The 15,901-nt window shown below is 57.5% G+C and carries 13 protein-coding genes; 1 reads left to right on the top strand and 12 read right to left on the bottom strand.

Annotated features, from left to right (window positions below; genetic code table 11):
* Window positions 1–86 precede the first annotated feature (86 nt).
* From Poly24_RS08930 to Poly24_RS08910, 5 genes are all read right to left on the bottom strand, one after another.
* A complete protein-coding gene (locus Poly24_RS08930) occupies window positions 87–3,485 on the bottom strand; it encodes a PAS domain S-box protein (protein WP_197452436.1) in 3,399 nt (1,132 codons plus the stop codon).
* Window positions 3,482–4,414, bottom strand: a complete 933-nt coding sequence (locus tag Poly24_RS08925) for a cytochrome-c peroxidase (protein WP_197452435.1) — start codon at window positions 4,412–4,414, stop codon at window positions 3,482–3,484. Before Poly24_RS08925 ends, Poly24_RS08930 begins: the two co-directional genes overlap by 4 nt.
* Window positions 4,415–5,009: 595 nt before the next feature.
* Entirely contained in the window at window positions 5,010–5,924 is a 915-nt protein-coding gene (locus Poly24_RS08920) for a UDP-2,3-diacylglucosamine diphosphatase (protein ID WP_145093535.1), read from the bottom strand.
* 13 nt (window positions 5,925–5,937) lie between these two features.
* The gene (locus Poly24_RS08915) at window positions 5,938–6,771 is read right to left on the bottom strand and encodes a class I SAM-dependent methyltransferase (protein ID WP_145093532.1); all 834 of its coding nucleotides are present in this window, start codon (window positions 6,769–6,771) and stop codon (window positions 5,938–5,940) included.
* Window positions 6,772–6,801: 30 nt separating this feature from the next.
* The gene (locus Poly24_RS08910; protein WP_145093529.1) at window positions 6,802–7,989 is read right to left on the bottom strand and encodes a DUF3419 family protein; all 1,188 of its coding nucleotides are present in this window, start codon (window positions 7,987–7,989) and stop codon (window positions 6,802–6,804) included.
* 230 nt (window positions 7,990–8,219) lie between these two features.
* Here Poly24_RS08910 and Poly24_RS08905 point away from each other — a divergent pair, with 230 nt between their 5' ends.
* Window positions 8,220–8,726, top strand: coding sequence for a hypothetical protein (locus Poly24_RS08905; protein ID WP_145093526.1), 507 nt, complete (start codon window positions 8,220–8,222; stop codon window positions 8,724–8,726).
* On the opposite strand, the gene Poly24_RS08900 is transcribed toward Poly24_RS08905, so the two are convergent.
* The 7 genes from Poly24_RS08900 to Poly24_RS08870 all read right to left on the bottom strand — a co-directional run bounded on the left by Poly24_RS08900 (window position 8,720) and on the right by Poly24_RS08870 (window position 15,891).
* On the bottom strand, window positions 8,720–9,457 hold the full coding sequence (locus Poly24_RS08900; protein ID WP_231753542.1) for a (5-formylfuran-3-yl)methyl phosphate synthase: 738 nt from the start codon (window positions 9,455–9,457) through the stop codon (window positions 8,720–8,722). The two genes, Poly24_RS08905 and Poly24_RS08900, sit on opposite strands and share 7 nt — an antisense overlap.
* Window positions 9,458–9,559: 102 nt before the next feature.
* Window positions 9,560–10,723 carry a TIGR03364 family FAD-dependent oxidoreductase gene (locus Poly24_RS08895; RefSeq protein WP_145093520.1) on the bottom strand — a complete coding sequence of 388 codons (1,164 nt, stop codon included), beginning with the start codon at window positions 10,721–10,723 and terminating at the stop codon, window positions 9,560–9,562.
* A 6-nt stretch (window positions 10,724–10,729) separates the two neighbouring features.
* A complete protein-coding gene (locus Poly24_RS08890) occupies window positions 10,730–11,386 on the bottom strand; it encodes a histidine phosphatase family protein (RefSeq protein WP_145093516.1) in 657 nt (218 codons plus the stop codon).
* A gap of 3 nt (window positions 11,387–11,389) precedes the next feature.
* On the bottom strand, window positions 11,390–11,701 hold the full coding sequence (locus Poly24_RS08885; protein WP_145093512.1) for a hypothetical protein: 312 nt from the start codon (window positions 11,699–11,701) through the stop codon (window positions 11,390–11,392).
* A 172-nt stretch (window positions 11,702–11,873) separates the two neighbouring features.
* Window positions 11,874–12,905, bottom strand: a complete 1,032-nt coding sequence (locus Poly24_RS08880; RefSeq protein ID WP_197452434.1) for a DUF6807 domain-containing protein — start codon at window positions 12,903–12,905, stop codon at window positions 11,874–11,876.
* A gap of 164 nt (window positions 12,906–13,069) precedes the next feature.
* The gene (ccoS, locus tag Poly24_RS08875; RefSeq protein WP_145093505.1) at window positions 13,070–13,270 is read right to left on the bottom strand and encodes a cbb3-type cytochrome oxidase assembly protein CcoS; all 201 of its coding nucleotides are present in this window, start codon (window positions 13,268–13,270) and stop codon (window positions 13,070–13,072) included.
* Window positions 13,267–15,891 carry a heavy metal translocating P-type ATPase gene (locus Poly24_RS08870; protein ID WP_231753541.1) on the bottom strand — a complete coding sequence of 875 codons (2,625 nt, stop codon included), beginning with the start codon at window positions 15,889–15,891 and terminating at the stop codon, window positions 13,267–13,269. Before Poly24_RS08870 ends, ccoS begins: the two co-directional genes overlap by 4 nt.
* Window positions 15,892–15,901 lie beyond the last annotated feature (10 nt).

Here is a 15,901-nt window from a genome sequence, read left to right as displayed (position 1 = left end):
TCCTGGAATGGGATCTGCGGACGAAATGCTACATGGATGCTGTTGGCTGCGGCTTCTCGACCCAATGGGGCTGCGCCGCTTCGCGGTTACGGGATGCCCGGTAGCGGCAAGGCAGTAATTTCGGAGGTTTGCAAAATTGAAACGGGCGTTCGAGCAAACGTCGATTCGAAGTACCCAACGCCGGAAGTCTCCTTCCGATCTTGAAGTGGCAGCTTTAGAGTAAACGTCGCGCCTCGACCTTCACCGTCGCTATGGACCGACATGCAACCTCCCATTTCACGCGCCGAATTGGCGCATGAATGGAGTCCAAATCCGTGTCCGGTCGTCTTGGTTGTGAAACCGTGTTGGAAGATATTTTTTAGATTTTCGGCCGAGATCCCGATGCCGTTGTCCTGCACTTCCAGACGCACATGTTCGCCTTCGGTCCGGGCGGTCAAGCGAATGACCTTCTCGCTGGCATCCGCTTTGTCGACAGCTTGTTTTGCGTTTTTGATCAGGTTGATCAAGATCTGCAGAACTTCGTGTCTACGGACTTGGATATTGGGTACGGCATCGAATTCACGGACCAGGTCGACACCATGGCGGACCAAGCTGGCGTCATTGATTTTGATGGCGTCTTCGAACATTTCGATGGGGTCGACCGATTCGGTCATGCCACTCTTTCGGGCGAACGATTGCTGCATCGACACGATCTCCTTGATGTGTTCCACGCTTTTGGCCAACGCTTGGATCTCTTCGTTTTGGGCGTCGCGTTCGTTCTGAAAGCTCGTCGCCAATTGTTTCAAGAGTGCGGGGAAGTGTTTGCCACGCTTGTCATTGGTCAGAAAGTTTCCGAGGTCCGCTTCATTTTCCGCGATCACATTGGCGGCTTTGGACAGATGCTCCACCGGGCTGGCCTGAATTCGATCGCGGATCAAATTCGTTGAGACGTTAACGCTATTGAGAACGTTTCCGACGTTGTGCAACACGCCGGTTGCAACCTCCGCCATCCCCGCCTGCCGGGCAGCGTTTTGCAGTTCGCCTGCCAATTGGTCGCGTTCCCGTTCGGCCAGTTTGCGTGCGGTGATATCCCGCGCAAAACAGCAAGCGTATTGGATTCCGCCAAAGTCGCTGTAGTTGATCGTGACTTCCACGGGGAAAGTGCTGCCATCGATTTTGCGGTGTTTGCTTTCCAACACCATCGCTTTACGTTGTTTCAGTTGGCTCCAGAAGTCGGGCCATTTTTCCGCTGGAACCCCAGGGTCGATATCGGAGACGACGAGCTTCAACAAATCTTCGCGAGCGTACCCCAGTCGTTTGCAGCTAACTTCATTGGCGTCGATGATCCGTCCGACGCTCTCGCATACAAACATCGCATCCTGCGCAAAATCGAGCCCCTCGCGGAGCATCCGTTGGTTGAGGTCTCGCTTCCATTGTTGGGTGATATCGAGAACGGTAATCACCGCCCCCTGTTGTCCGTCCGACGCCAACGGTATGGCATTGATCGAGACCAGCACATCTTTGTCCTTTCGCCGGACCAACAGTTCTTCATTGCGAACCTGTTCCCCTTGCAATGCTCGTATCATCGGCAATTGAATCAAGGGGATAGGATCGTAGGTGATCGGGTCGACGATCTCGACCGCCTCCAATTGTTCCAACAGTGACTCGGACTTGAGCCAATGTTCTCCAAAGATTTCCTCGGCCGCCGGATTAAAGCTGACGATATCCCCTTGATGATTGACCGACACAATCCCCGCGGCAACGCTCTCGAGAACCGCGTCGAGCGTCTGTTTTTGTGTTTGTAAAGTTTGAGTCACGGCGGTGAGTCGGGCCTCGGACTCCTTGCGGTCGGTGATCTCGCTATCGACGGCGACGTAGCGAACAAGTGCGCCATTCTCGTTGTGAATCGGACGGGCCCCGATCGCCACCCAATAGGGTTCGCCCGATTTACGATAATGAAGGATCTCTGCGTCGAAGCCTTGCTTTTTTAAGATTCGTTCCTGGATCTGCGCGATCGCCGAAGGATCGGTCTTCTCACCGTAAAGGATGTTTCCGGGAACTTTGCCTTTGACGTCCTCAAACGAATACCCGGAGACTCGTCTGAATCCATCGTTGACCCATTCGATACATCCGTGGGCGTCCGTGATCACCACCGAGTTGTCGGTATATTTGGCGACTAATGAAAGGAGTTCCAGATGTTCGGACGTTTCCAAAAGTTTGCGCTGCGCTGCAACACGGTCGGTGATATCCAAATGTGTCACCACTGCGACCCCTGCTTGATGGTCGCGAAGCGGGGTGACGTTCACTTGGTACCAGAATTTGTCGGTTGGGGATTCGCATTCGTATTCCGAGACATGCTGGCCATCGTGTCCTGCGATGACCGCTTCGATCGCGTCGGCAAACTGTTTCGCGCCGTCATCCTGCCCGTCCTGCACTCGACGGCGACACTCCTGCAGATAATTGCTGCCGATCCCCAGTCGATGCGAGTTCTGGTTCTGTGAAAATTCTCCCCAAGAGGCATTGGTCTCGACGATCCGGCCGGTCGAATCCAGGACGCAGATCGGCGCATCGATCGCATCGAGAACTCCTTGGAAGAAATCCTTCGATCGTTGCAAGTCCGCGGTTTGGTCGTCGCCTCGTTGTTCCAATGCCTTATTGATGACATTCAGCTCGTGGGCGTTCTTCCACAGAGCCATCGCTTGGGTAGCGCAGTAGCCCAGCAACACCATGATCGCAACGATCATCCCGGCGTGGTAGCGATTCTGCGTACTCCATTGCCGCTGATAGATCTTGATCGCATCGTCCATCACCGCCAGCGTTGCCGGACGAACCGGAATGGCCACCAGCCGCGAAACGGTCTCGTCCAACGCGTGCCGAAGCTCGATAAGTTTCGTACCATGGCGGATGGTCCAGTCGATCTTCGGATAGGGCGCGTCCCCATTCGTAGCCATCCATTCGCTTTTGAGCTTCGCAAGGGTGTCGCTAAACACTTTGCGATCGGTCGATTTCCCCGACACGCTGAATCGGTATCCCGAAGACTCTAAGTCGGCGAGTACAAGCTTGAGGTTCGCCGGTAGCGTCGGGCTTTGTTTGGCCAATTCGACATTTCGCAGCAACGCGGCAATCGAATTGCGGACAATCGCGTGGGTCGCTTTGAATTCATGTGACAGCACCAACTTGTCTTGAACCAACGACTCCACATTGTCGATCCGTCGGTGCAATTCAGGCGTCAACAACCGCGGGGCTGCGAGCTTGCCGAGCCCATTGGAAACGGTGCTATGGAGCGACTGTTCATAATACGTCAGTTGATCATAGTCTTGACGGATCCCCAACCGCAGCGAGAGCACCGCCGAATCGAGATCGACGTTGTGTTGCATCGTAACCCGCGTCGCGGTTGCCAGCCTCGCATAGTCTCCGCTGACCCGGTCGATCGAACGGAGGTAGAGTCCCATGATCGCAAGAAGCGTCAAGGTGAGGAATAACAAGTGGGAGAGTCGTCGATTCATTCCCATTCCTTCTTGATTTGGCCGGTGAGGCTTATCAGAAACGCTTCGATAAGAGCGATTTCGGTTTCGTCCAAATCGGTTCCCAGTTGATGTTCCGCCATGATGGCGATCGCCTCACGAAGTGTCTTTGTTTTGCCGTGGTGGAAGTACGGTGCGGTCAATGCGATGTTCCGCAGCGTCGGCACTTTGAATCGGTGGAGATCCGATTTCCGCTTGGTAACGTTGAAACGTCCTTTGTTCGTGAGCGCGTTGGCTTCTTCACCACAAAAATAGTCTTCCATCACCCCAAACTTTTGGAACATGTTTCCTCCGACGGCGCTGCCTTGATGGCAGGAGATGCAGCCGAGGTTCTTAAACAACTGATAGCCGTCGGCCGCGTCGTCGCTGATCGCCGAAGGGTCTCCCAGAAGATACCGGTCAAACGGGGAATGCAGCGTGAGCAACGATTTTTCAAAGGTCGCGATCGCATCAACGATCGTCGCTTCCGTAAAACCGCGAGGATATTTTTTCACAAACGCACGTTGAAACGCTTTGTCTCGTTTCAACTTGGTAATCACATCAGGCCAATTCGTCGCCATTTCGATTGGATTGTGGACCGGTCCGGACACCTGTTGTTCCAAACTTGCAACGCGGCCATCCCAAAACTGGGCCAGCGACAAACTGCAATTGAAAACCGTTGGTGTGTTCAAAGGCCCCCGCTGGTTCTTGTAGCCAATCGCAGTCTCTAATCCGTCGCTTCCTCCTTGGGCGAAGTCGTGGCACGACGCGCAGGAAATCGAATTGTCGGCCGACAATCGCTTGTCATGGAACAGACGTCGCCCCAGTTCCACCTTCCCCGCGGGGAGGTTTCGATTTTCAAGCAGTGGCGTTATCGGCTCGGTAGAAATCGACGACATGACCGCGCGAACCGGCAACGGAACCGTGTTCATTAGCCGGGCGGTTTCTTGCGAATTACAGCCGCCCAGCGTACAGAGAACGACAATCCACCGACTGCAATAAGCGATGGGAAGGTCCCCATGCCCCCGAACGCCCGGCGTCGCAAAGTGCGCGCGCACCGACGCGTCCATCGCGACGGGAGTCGGCTGAGATAGACGCCGATTCGCGACTCTCGACGTGGTGTTCGGATTCATTCGGTTGCCCCAGTGGTTAACACTCCCGAGGGCAATCGTGGTGTGGTGAAGTCAACGAAGTGACGTCAATAGCCGCGCGAATCCCAACGCCGGCAGAGATGCGTCTCCGTCGTCAATCAGGTATTCAATATGCCCCATATGAACTGTAGTTAAACTTTAGCACGAATTTTCACACACAGAGCAAAGCTTGGCATTTAATAGAAAGGCGGAGTGCGAGGAACGATCGAAGACGCAGACAGCACCACATGTGGAACGGACAATCGAAGTGTTCAAATGAACAGAGAGCTTCGCCGCTCACCATCGCATTCCACTGGGCAACACGGGTTACCCGCTTTGTGATTTCCAGCGAAGCCCGATCCGGATCTTGCTTCCGATCCGTAGCTTCGCGCGATCGCTATCCCTTACGGGGAGAGCTTTCTGTTGGTTGAGTGTCGTCCACCCTGCTAGGAACATTCGGTCGGATCGATTCTCCCAACCGACGCTTTAAGCGGTGGAAGATCGGGCGGCGTCGGCGCTGCCCCGAAAGTTCGTTGGCGCGAATCACCTGCAATCGACCATCGGGCCACTCGACCATCGCGGTGCAATGTTCGATCCAATCGCCAGTGTTGCAATACAGGATGCCATCGATCGATCGCATCTCCGGGTTGTGTATGTGACCGCAGACAACGCCGTCACACGCGTTTCGCCGCGCGTAATCACGCACTTTGTCATGAAAGCCACTTTTGCGTTGGACGATTTTTTTGACGCCCACTTTCAAACGTCGACTCAAAGGAACGGGACGAGCGCCCAGTAAACGCAAGATCCAATTGAGCCCACGATCGGTCGCCAACAGGATTTCATAGGCGGTTGAGCCCAATTCCGAAAGCCACCGGAACTTCTTTTCGACCACATCAAATTGGTCGCCATGCAATACGGCCAACCGACGCCCATCGGCGCACTGGTGAACAAACGAATCACGGATCTCGAGCAATCGATAATCCTCGGCGAAACCACGTAGAAACGTATCGTGATTTCCCGGAGTGTAGTGGATCGAAGTTCCCGAGACGCCGAAGTCGAACAAACGTGCAAGCAAGCGTGTATAGTCTGCCGTCCAACGAAAACGGCGACTGAGGCGGCGGTCATCGAACAGATCGCCAACGAGATAGATGTGCTGAGGAAGACAGCGATCCAACAGGTCCAACAGCGGGCCGACTTGACTAAATCGACTCCCCAAATGAACGTCGGAGATAAACAGCGTCCGCACATCCGATAGATCCCATGGGCCCGCATCGCTATCGGTAGCGTTCAGTGCGGCATTTTCGTCGATCATCGTCAACTCCTTTTTAGGGACACAGTTCAGCCGAACAATGGTTGGTCTCACAGACCGCCCCCTTGAGGGCGTTTTGCTGCCTTGTCTGTGATGAACCCCCCTCCGTGAACTGAGTTTTCACGGGGAGCGGTTTCTTACCGACAAACCGGTAATACGGAACCGTCAGCAAGGGGACAAAGGGGAGCCCGCCGCGATCCTCGTGCAGTTCGGAGGATTCGCATTTTGATTCCAGGTAGGGCAGATGATCGGGTGACAGAAAGACATTGTCCTTCGCGAACCAAGTCGGCCAAAACGAACGTGTTAGGGGACCGTGGCGTCGGTGGGATTCTGCCGGATATTTCCGAGAGACGTAGAAGTCGACAACGCCTATCGTTCCCCCAGGTTTTAAAATCCGCAGCGCGTTTTCAACGGCAGCAAACCAGTCGGGAATCATCGTCAATGAATAACTGAACGTGACGATGTCGACCGGTGCGTCGGGCGTGAATGTGGTCACGTCACGACAATGGGTGACGACATTCCGCCAACCACGATCGGCGATCCGTCGATCGGCAACCTGCAACAGCGAAGCCGACAGGTCGACGATCTCCAAGCGTTCTAGGCGGTTCAATTTGTCGGCGATGTTTTCGACATTGGCGCCCGTGCCGCCACCAAAATCGACCCATCGCCCTCCCTCAGGAATTTCGATCGATTGCCACAACGGTTCGCGTCCATGCAGCAAACGCCTACGAAATACGTCGTAATTGTCTGCTTGTTTGCCATAGAAGTTCTCAAGCCGTTGCTGATGCGTGTTACCACGAATGGGCAACGCCAATTGCAACAACGTCTTTAGGTCTCTGAAAAATGTCACGCGTGGACTCCGAAATTCGTTGCCGAAACCTTAGCCAGCCAGATGGCCGATAAAAAACGAACCGTAGGTTCCAACCCGATCTTGTTGATGCAGCCGCGCCGCCAAATCGGATTGCATCGACATCAGTTCGGGAACTCGCACCTTCGAGCCGCGATGATTCACTTGGATGTCGTTGAGATAATCGGTTCGCAATCCGCCGCTACGCCAAATCAAACGCGCTTCGGGACAAGCCTTGTCGGCGATATGTTGCCACTCGTCAACCAATGCCGCTTGGCGATGTTCACTCATCCAATCCATATGGTCTAACAAGATGAAGCGACTGGGGCGCACCGAGGTGTTGCTCAAGAAATCGGTCAAGGTTGTCGTATGCACGTTCACACGATCGACCAAACCGCCACGCAAGCGGTCCAGATTTTCTGGCTTCAAATATTCGGGGCAACAGTTGGGACGATATTGCCCCGACAGATAGACGCGCCAGAAATAGTTGTCGGATAAGGGCAACCGAGCAAACACGTGGTTCAGCGAATGTTCGATGAATCCAGCGATCCCACCCCCAAAGTCGCGTTCGACCTGTCGGCGTTGAGCGCGCGGCACGCCCAACATCGAAAGCGTTGAATCCCGTCCCATCGCCATCCGCACCGGCCGCTTCCAAATTTGTGGAAAGACATGAGAATGATATTCTTCGCGCTGTTGCTCCAAAGTCTCCGCGTTTAGCATGCGATCGACACCCGCCCGCGCCTTGGCGACGCGATCGATATACTTATTGATCATCCAAGCAAACGCGCCGGAGGAGCCGCGAAAGTAGAACGAACGATTGGGATTCGCAAAGAAGTTGATGTATCGATCCCAGTAGCCTCTGGCGAAGCCGGAGAGGTCGGCCCGCAGAGCGTCTTGATAGGCATCGACCACCGTTGGCAGGTACCCCCGACCGAACATCGAAAAGACTTCGTCGTTGGGCAACCGGCGAATCGCTGCCAGCTTCAGCTCTAACAAAGCGTTTTGCCGTGGGTTCATATCGACAGCGTGGACCGACCGGACGTCGCACAACGCGTAATCGAGTGCATTACATCCGGCGGACGTGATCATCACGACATCATCGCTTGGGCCAAGATCCAACGCCTCGCGATCCAATCGAGGATCCTCCCAGCAGGTGTTGTAGATAAGCTGGTTTCGATGCACCAAATTGAACATCTGCTCGCTAATCCAGCGTCCGATCATGATCACGTTCCTTAACTCTCAATGTAGGAAATGCTAGTGACGTAGATCGGCATCGTGCGCGATCGATCGACCGCTGCAAACCGTTAAACACCCGCTTCGCGGAAAATTAAACGAACGCTCTCGGCAACTCAATGTTTGCCCCGTCGGACACGCATTGTCATTCATTTTCACAGGTGAAGATTTCGTGAATGCCGATGGACGGTCGCCCGAGACTTGGCACAATCATCGACATGAAAGCAATCACAGAAATTGTCGGCGTCTCTACGATTGGGATCACGTGCCTGCTGGGGTCGATCACCTTGGCGAGTGCGATCTATTTGATCGTGAAAGTTCGTCGCTTGCCCGCGATGGCAGCCTTCGTTCCCGTCGCGGCAGCTCCCGCCGTGCTTGGACTATTTCAAACAGCGGTCAGTTTTGTCCGCGAACTGAGCCTATGCTTGGAGTCAGGTTCCAACGACATGAACCTCGTGCTGCTGTTAGCGCTCTGCTGTGTGCCCACCCTCTTTGGACTGTTAGCCAGCCTTCCGGCTTATCTGGTGATTAGCATCGGGCTGTTTGTACAGACGCTGAAGATTCCACAAGCGACGGCAAGCCCCGCGGTCGGCAGCGGCAAGCCACGTTCGAGTTCCAAGTGGCCGATTTCGGCGCGCAGTGCAGCGAAGAACGATCGTCGCGAAGCGATCGCTGAGAGTGGCTCCTACCTAACGCTCGACCCACCCGAAGACATCGATTACTGATCGAACAAGCCCGCTGCCGACGGAAACGCTCGACACCAAAAATCGATCTTTTCAGGATCGATCGCGGTCCGGCGTCCCGCTTCGCAGACAGCTCCGCGAATACCGAACAGATCGGGTTGCAACGCGCGCAGCGGCGCGACATCCCCCAGCGCTAGCGAACCAGCCAACACCGTGCGGACTCCGTGGACGCGACAGCGCCCGATTAGATCTTTTAAACGCGCGGCCGATATCCAATCCAACAACCGCCGGCCATCCTTGCTTGCCGTGTCGATCAGCAGCCACGGAGTCCGGGATTCGATCGCCAGGTCGGCAATCGTCTCCGCGGGCAAGCACTGCGCTTCGACATGATCGGCGTACGCAACTGCGACACTTGTCACCGCGTCGGGCAACGCTGATCGAAACTGCTGCATAGCGTCCCGCATCGTCGACACACTGGAAATTCCGGCGGGACCTGCTTTAGCAAACTGAAATCCGGCGGGTAATTGAAAATCATCCCACCGCAATTCTTTTAATTCGCCACAAGCGGCACTGAATCCCAGTCCGCGAGTCTTCAGTTGCGAAACCTGTTCGAGCACCCCGTCGTCGCACCGCCCCAATGCTCCCGCGCTGGGGTTCTTGAAATCGATGATCGCCAACGGGAATCGGCACGCCAGCCGCGCTTCGGCGATCGAACGGACACTGATCAGCAGCGGTACCGTGTCGGCATCGTCGGGCGAATCGCTAGCGATCATATCCTGCCCCCCAAGGGGCTCGTTTGTGTCGGCAAACAATCGAAACTCATTTCGTGAATCGAGGTGACTCCAGCCCGACAAGGCCACCCCGGGGTGACAGGCTCAGTTTTCATTGCTACCGATGAGGCGGTCTCCAGCGATCGATTGCCAGAAGCGGTCGGCGATTCCAAACGACATCGTCATGCCGGCTCCGCCAGGAGCAACACAGACATGAACGCGTTCCCTGGCTTCGACTTCGAACATCGCGTGCTGCGGGTGTTTGGCATAAAAGCCATGCCATCGTCGCTCGATCGTCCAGTCAGGCAAGACAAACTGCCGTCGCAGTTCGCGGAGGATCCATTCGTCGATTTCGGCCCGATCAAAGACGCTTATTTCGGTGTCATATTCGTGGGAATCCCCCAGGACCACCTGCCCCAATTCGTTTTGCGATGCCATCACATGGATGCCGAAGCGATCCAGTTCCGGTGTCTCGTCGCGAACGCGCTGCCGCAATGCCGCGAGCGATGGGCAGCCTTCAAAGGAACGGTAGTGACGCAGCGTGAGTCCACTGGCCAGATGCGGTCCGATTCGCCAGCCATTGGCCTGAGGCACCGTTCGCATCATCTGCAACTTGCAAATCTTTAACGGCGTCCCGGCGAAGACCTCGGGCAGCAAGGTTTGGAAATCGACCCCGCTGCAGACCACCACGCGCTCCGATTGCCAATGCCTGCCGTCACTGGCACGTAGCGTTCCATCAGGCAGCTCGCAAATCGTCGTCTCGAATTCACAATCGACGCCGTAACGCTGGTGCAGCCATTGGGGAATCGCGGCAATCGCGGCCGGCGGGTTGACGCACAACTCGGATTCGCTGTGCATCGATCCCAACAAACCATCGGGATTCGCCGCCGGCGTCCGCTGCAAGGTTTCACGTGCGCTCAGCATCCGAACATTGATCTCGCCATCGCGATGCTGTTCGACAAACTCTTCGAGGACCGCCAATTCATCGGCGCGGTGCGCCAAATGGAGCGATCCGCACGTGCTGGCCCAAATCCTCGACTGCTTGGCAAGTTCCAACCAAAGTTCTCGCGAACGCATGGCGACGCGGTGCAATTCCCCCGCTGGCTGCCCAATCGGCCAAACCATTCCGAAGTTGCGGATCGATGCCCCCGTAGCGACTGGAGAGCGTTCGACAAGCAACACTTTCATGCCACGCGAGGCTGCCATCCAGGCGTGCGCAAGCCCCACGATCCCCGCCCCAACGATGGCGACATCATATGTTTTGGCCATCGGCGGTCAACTCATCTGATCGTTGGTTAGGTGCGTGATCGAATTCAGGATATCCAATCGCCATCCAGCTTCGGAAAACGTGAACTTCGTTAAGCCCGTGTTCAACATCGGGCCGATGTGCCGTTGGGTAAACTCCTGCCCCAGAATATGTCGTAGCAAACAAACCTTGAAATCGGCATGGATCACTGCGACGACCACCTTCTGCGTGGCAGCAAACTGTTCAACGATTTGAGCCAACATCTGTTGGCCACGCTGCATCGCTTGGTCGTCGGTTTCATATGGACGGCAGCCCCACCAACCTTCGGCCCCAATGGAATCCTCGATCGTGACTCCAGGGAATTCAGCCAGTATCGCATCCCGATTCATCCCCGGCGCTCCCTGTTCCTGGCCCGGGATGTGGCCACGATAACAGCCTCCGACCTCGTGCAAATCGCGCCACACATTCACCGGCGCCTGCAACGCTTCGGCCAAATAACGCGTTGTCTGAAGTGTCCGCAGGAATCCGCTGGTGACTAAGTAGTCGACCTTCTGAGTGGTCAACGATCGCGCCAGCGCCGCGGCTTGCTGGTGTCCCAGTTCGGTGATTTCGGGATCCTCGACACGCTCCGCTTCGGGTTTGCTGTTATTCGCGCTTTGGGCATGGCGAATCAGATAGAGCTGCATGAATCAGGCTTTCGTCGAATCGACGCGATGCGAATCGATCGGTGTTGGGGAATGGGAAGACTCGCCGCGGCGATCACGGCCAACCAGATCGATCAAAGTCCACTGCAGGATCAACAGCAGCACGGGGCCCACGAACAACGCGAATTGTGACAGGCTGCGGTTACGCATCCATTCAGGACCATCTTCGGCGATCGCGAAATAAACCGCTGCCACAACGCCGCCGTTCAGGATCAGCAACAGGCAACCAAAGACAGCACTGGCAAGAGCGAAACCGCACGTGCCCAGGTTGCCGCGAAGTTTTGCCGATCGTCTCACTGAAGCTCCACTGTGGTTGAATCGTCCGTCGCGTTCATCGGTTGCAACCCAACGGCGTTACAAGCCGTGAGGCACGACCTCCTTTTATGCCGCCGCAGCGGTCTGTGCAAGCCGACCAACCGGCAATGCACAGGTTCTTCATCATTCCGATCCATCCGCCGATTCTCAATCATCAAGGGATGCGACGGGTCTCGAATTGCCGATGATTTCGCTGGCCCTTGATGATCTCAAACCCTTGACTCGCCGCGAATTCGGTGTGGACCTTCTGGGAAGCTTGTTGATCGTAAGGGCCCGAGTGGATAAACAACAGATACCGCAGGCGAAGCGGCTTCGCTGTCGTGATCTCCAACGCTTCGTGCATCCCAAACGAAGCCCCCATCCAACCGTCGGCACGGACATGCCAATGCGTTGGGTAGCGTGGATTATCGGGATGGTCGAAGTAGGTGATCCCTTCGATTTGTGTCGTCCGTTGCGAACCGCTGCCGACGGCCACCGGTCCACTGTAATCGACCCACCGCGCCGGTTTGCCGAAAATCTCGGGCTCCCCCACGCCTCCTTCGCTGCTGGACAATTGTCCGCCGCCGAAATGGGTCGAAAGTGTCTTGGCGACACGGACGGCGAGGAATCCAAAATTGGTCTTCCCCAGTTGGACCGCGTCGCGATCTTCGCCTGGCCGGAATTCCGCTTGCAGTTCCAACGCGTACTGTCCCGCCGTCCCCGGGATCAGCGCAGCGACCAAATCGTGCTGCATTAATTCGTTCCCTTCAGGATCCAACCAACCGCAGGTCGACGACATGATCGCGTGGTCGTCGCCATCTTCGTAAGCGTACCAATCTTTTTGACGGATCGACGTTCCCTTGCCATCGGCCCAGAACGTGAAGCCGTCGACATCGTTGAAGGCAAACCAAACGCTCCGGTGGTGATCGTGGTTCGCGGCTCCCGGATGCCCCATCCGCGTCAACGACGTTCCCGATGGACCCAATAACGGATAGAAGAACGGACGCGGATATTTGGCGTCGTAGTGCCAGCGCGTGCGTTGCACGCCATCGATTTGAAAGTCGACCTGATGATCGGGCAACGGTATCAGCTCGCACCGTTCCAGCTGAAATGGCTTCGACGCCGCCGGTTCATCTGCCGACAACGGCCACGCGGCGACTAACAGCAACAGGAACCAAGGGGCATATCGAACTCGGGTGTCGCGCATGGCAAGCTCTCGGCGGTGGGACGTTACGTGCGGGTTGGCGGCGGTTGCCATCTTCCCACGCCTCTCGCCATGCCGCAACTCGCAGCCTCGCAGTTCACGCGGGGCCGCTCCGATTTTAGCGGATCGGCGATTTTGAAAAACAAATCCTCACGCGCTCGCCGCGTTCAGGCATCGGGATTCGAACGACGATCGGAATCGGCATCCATCGCAGGCTTGGATCGCGTGTCGCGGTCGTCGATCAAGATCCTTACCGCCGGGGTTTCCAAGTCGTCGTATTGTCCGCCGCGGATGCAGTACACGCAGGCGATCATCCCAGCCGCTCCCAGGGCCAGCGCCAGCGGCAAGGCGACAAACAACACGCTCATTTTGTCCTCTCGGGTTCATCTCGTTCGCGGAAACTGCGCGAAGCGAGCGTCAACGACAACACGCTCACACTGCTCAACGGCATCAACACCGCAGCGACCAGCGGGCTGATCCGGCCGGCCATCGCCAGGCCGACAGCGATCACGTTGTATCCTAGCGAAACGGCGAAGGTGATGTGAATCAGCCGAGCGGTTCGGCGGGCGCCGCGGACCAGTTCGACAACGCTTCCCAGTCTACCCGATGCGATGAAAATTGGCGCCGCTTGCAAACTAACTTCCGCTCCGCCGCGGACCGCAATCCCGACATCCGCCGCGGCCAAAGCTGCCGCGTCGTTGGCTCCATCGCCGATCATCACCTGCAATCCCGGGGCTGGTTCGGGGAGATGACGTTCCGCCGAGCCAGGTTCGGCCGGGCTGTGATGCGACACAATGTCCAGTTTGTTTTCGGGAGAAAGCCCGCCGATCGCCAGCGATTGCGGCACGCCCACGCGATCGGCAACGCTGCGGACGACGCCGGGATGGTCTCCCGAAAGGATGCCGACTCGCCATCCGGCCCGCTTCAGTTCCGCAATCGCCACGTCGGCACCAGCTCTCAACGGATCGTCGGTCCCCAGCACGGTGATCGCGATCGCGTCGCGAGCGACCACGATCGCCGTGGTCCCTTGAGCGGTCAACCGCTCGGCTGCCTGCGACAATTTAGCCGGGATTTCGATCCCCTGGGACTGAATGAATTTCAGACTTCCGGCCGCGATCGCGGTACCGCGATGTTCCCCCAAGACGCCGCCGATCGCAATCTGCGTTCGCGCGGTTGCTTCACTTGACGCATCGACTTCGTCGGTCGAGTTGTCTTCGCCAGTTGCCGCCACCCCTTCGAAGTCGTCGGGAAGATCGGCGGCGGCCAGGATCGCATCGGCGATCGGATGGCAGACATCGCGTTCGATCGCCGCGGCGCTCGCCAAGCCGTCGCGATCACCGATGACTTCGACGACGCGCGATCGCCCCTCGGTCAGCGTTCCCGTTTTGTCGAACCAGATCGTCCCGGTTCCGGCCAGCTGTTGCAGCGAGCTGCCGTCGCGGATCAATATCTTCCGGCGAGCGGCTCGGCCCAGCGAGACCGCGATCGCCAGCGGCGTTGCCAGCGCCAAGGCGCAGGGACAGGCGACGATCAACAGCGCCGTGGCATTGGCCGCTCCCTGTTGCCAGTTGTCGCGAGCACTGAGCGCAAACGCGACGAGCGCCAACGTGGTGACGACGATCACAAAGATCCCGCCGATCCGATCGGCCAATTGAACGATCGGCGTCTTGCGGGCTGCGGCGGCTTCGACAGCTTGCATCACCCGCCCGATCCGGCTCGCATCGCCGCTCGCCTCGACGCAGACATCGATCGACCGCGTGACGTTCACCGTGCCGGCAAGGACCGTCTCCCCCACCGCGGCGCGAATCGGCTGGCTCTCCCCCGTCAGCAACGACCTGTCGATCGTCGTCTCTCCGGCGATGATCTCTCCGTCGGCTGGAAAGCTTTCGCCCGCGGCGACGCGAATCCGGTCGCCCGCTTGCAAGTTGTCGGCCAGCACCGCCTGCGTCTGGCCATCGTCCAGGATCCGGCTGGCGTGGCGCGGCGTGATCCGCAGCAGTAGATCGACCGAGCGCGCGGCGCGATGCTGCTGGCGGAACTGAATCCAACGGCCGATCAACAAAAAGAAGACCAGCACGGCCAGCGAGTCGAAGTAGACGTCGCCGCGGCCGGTGATCGCGTTGATCAGCCCGGCGACCGAACCGACCGAGAGGCCTAACGCGACCGGTAGATCCATGTGTGGTGTGCGGGTTCGCAGCGACGCGAGCGCGCCGCGGAAGAAGGTTCGGCCAGGCACCGCGACCGCCAGCAGGCCCAATCCCGTTCCGATCGTTCTCAAAAACATGCGGTGATCGGCGGCGACGCCCGAGGCTTCCCCGGCGTACAGACCGATTGCAATCCACATCGCGTTGGCGGCACAGAAGCCGGCGATCGCGATCTGGATCAGCAGTCGCCGGTTTTCGCGAGCGAAGTGATCGTCGAGCTGTTTGGTGAGCGGAGCGACTTGGTAGCCCAAGCGGTCCATCGTGCGAGCGATCTCACTCAACGGAACCCGCTGCGGATCGAAGACGATGCGGATCGTATGATCGCTCATTTTGACGCGGGCCAATTGCCAGCCGTCGATCCGCGCCGCCGCGTTTTCGATCAACCAAGCACATGCGCCGCAGTGCAGTCCGTGGAGCGCTAGATCGGTCGAAAGCAGACCGCCCGATTGCGACTTCGGTGCCGAATCGCCTAAGAATTCCGGCTGGTCGAAGACGTCGTATCGCGACCGTTGGCCGGGGACGCCTTGAGCCGCGGCGGAGGTCATCTGATCGCGGAGGGCGTAGAAATCGGAGAGGCCCCAACCGTTGATCAGGTCGTACGCGCCGTGGCAACCGTTGCAGCAGAAGATCCGCTGCGGATCGGCATCGGCGCGGACTCGCGTCGGCAGTCCACAATGGACGCAGGGAAGTTCGACGATCGCCGGACACGCGGCTTCGTCGGCGCTGGCGGCCGAATCGGCTGGCGATTCAGCTGCGCTGGAATCAGAGAACGCTTTGGTATTCAACGCCTTTTCC

It is taken from the genome of Rosistilla carotiformis (genome assembly GCF_007753095.1).
GTDB classification, from domain to species: domain Bacteria; phylum Planctomycetota; class Planctomycetia; order Pirellulales; family Pirellulaceae; genus Rosistilla; species Rosistilla carotiformis.
This window is presented reverse-complemented; position numbering and strand designations above follow the sequence as displayed.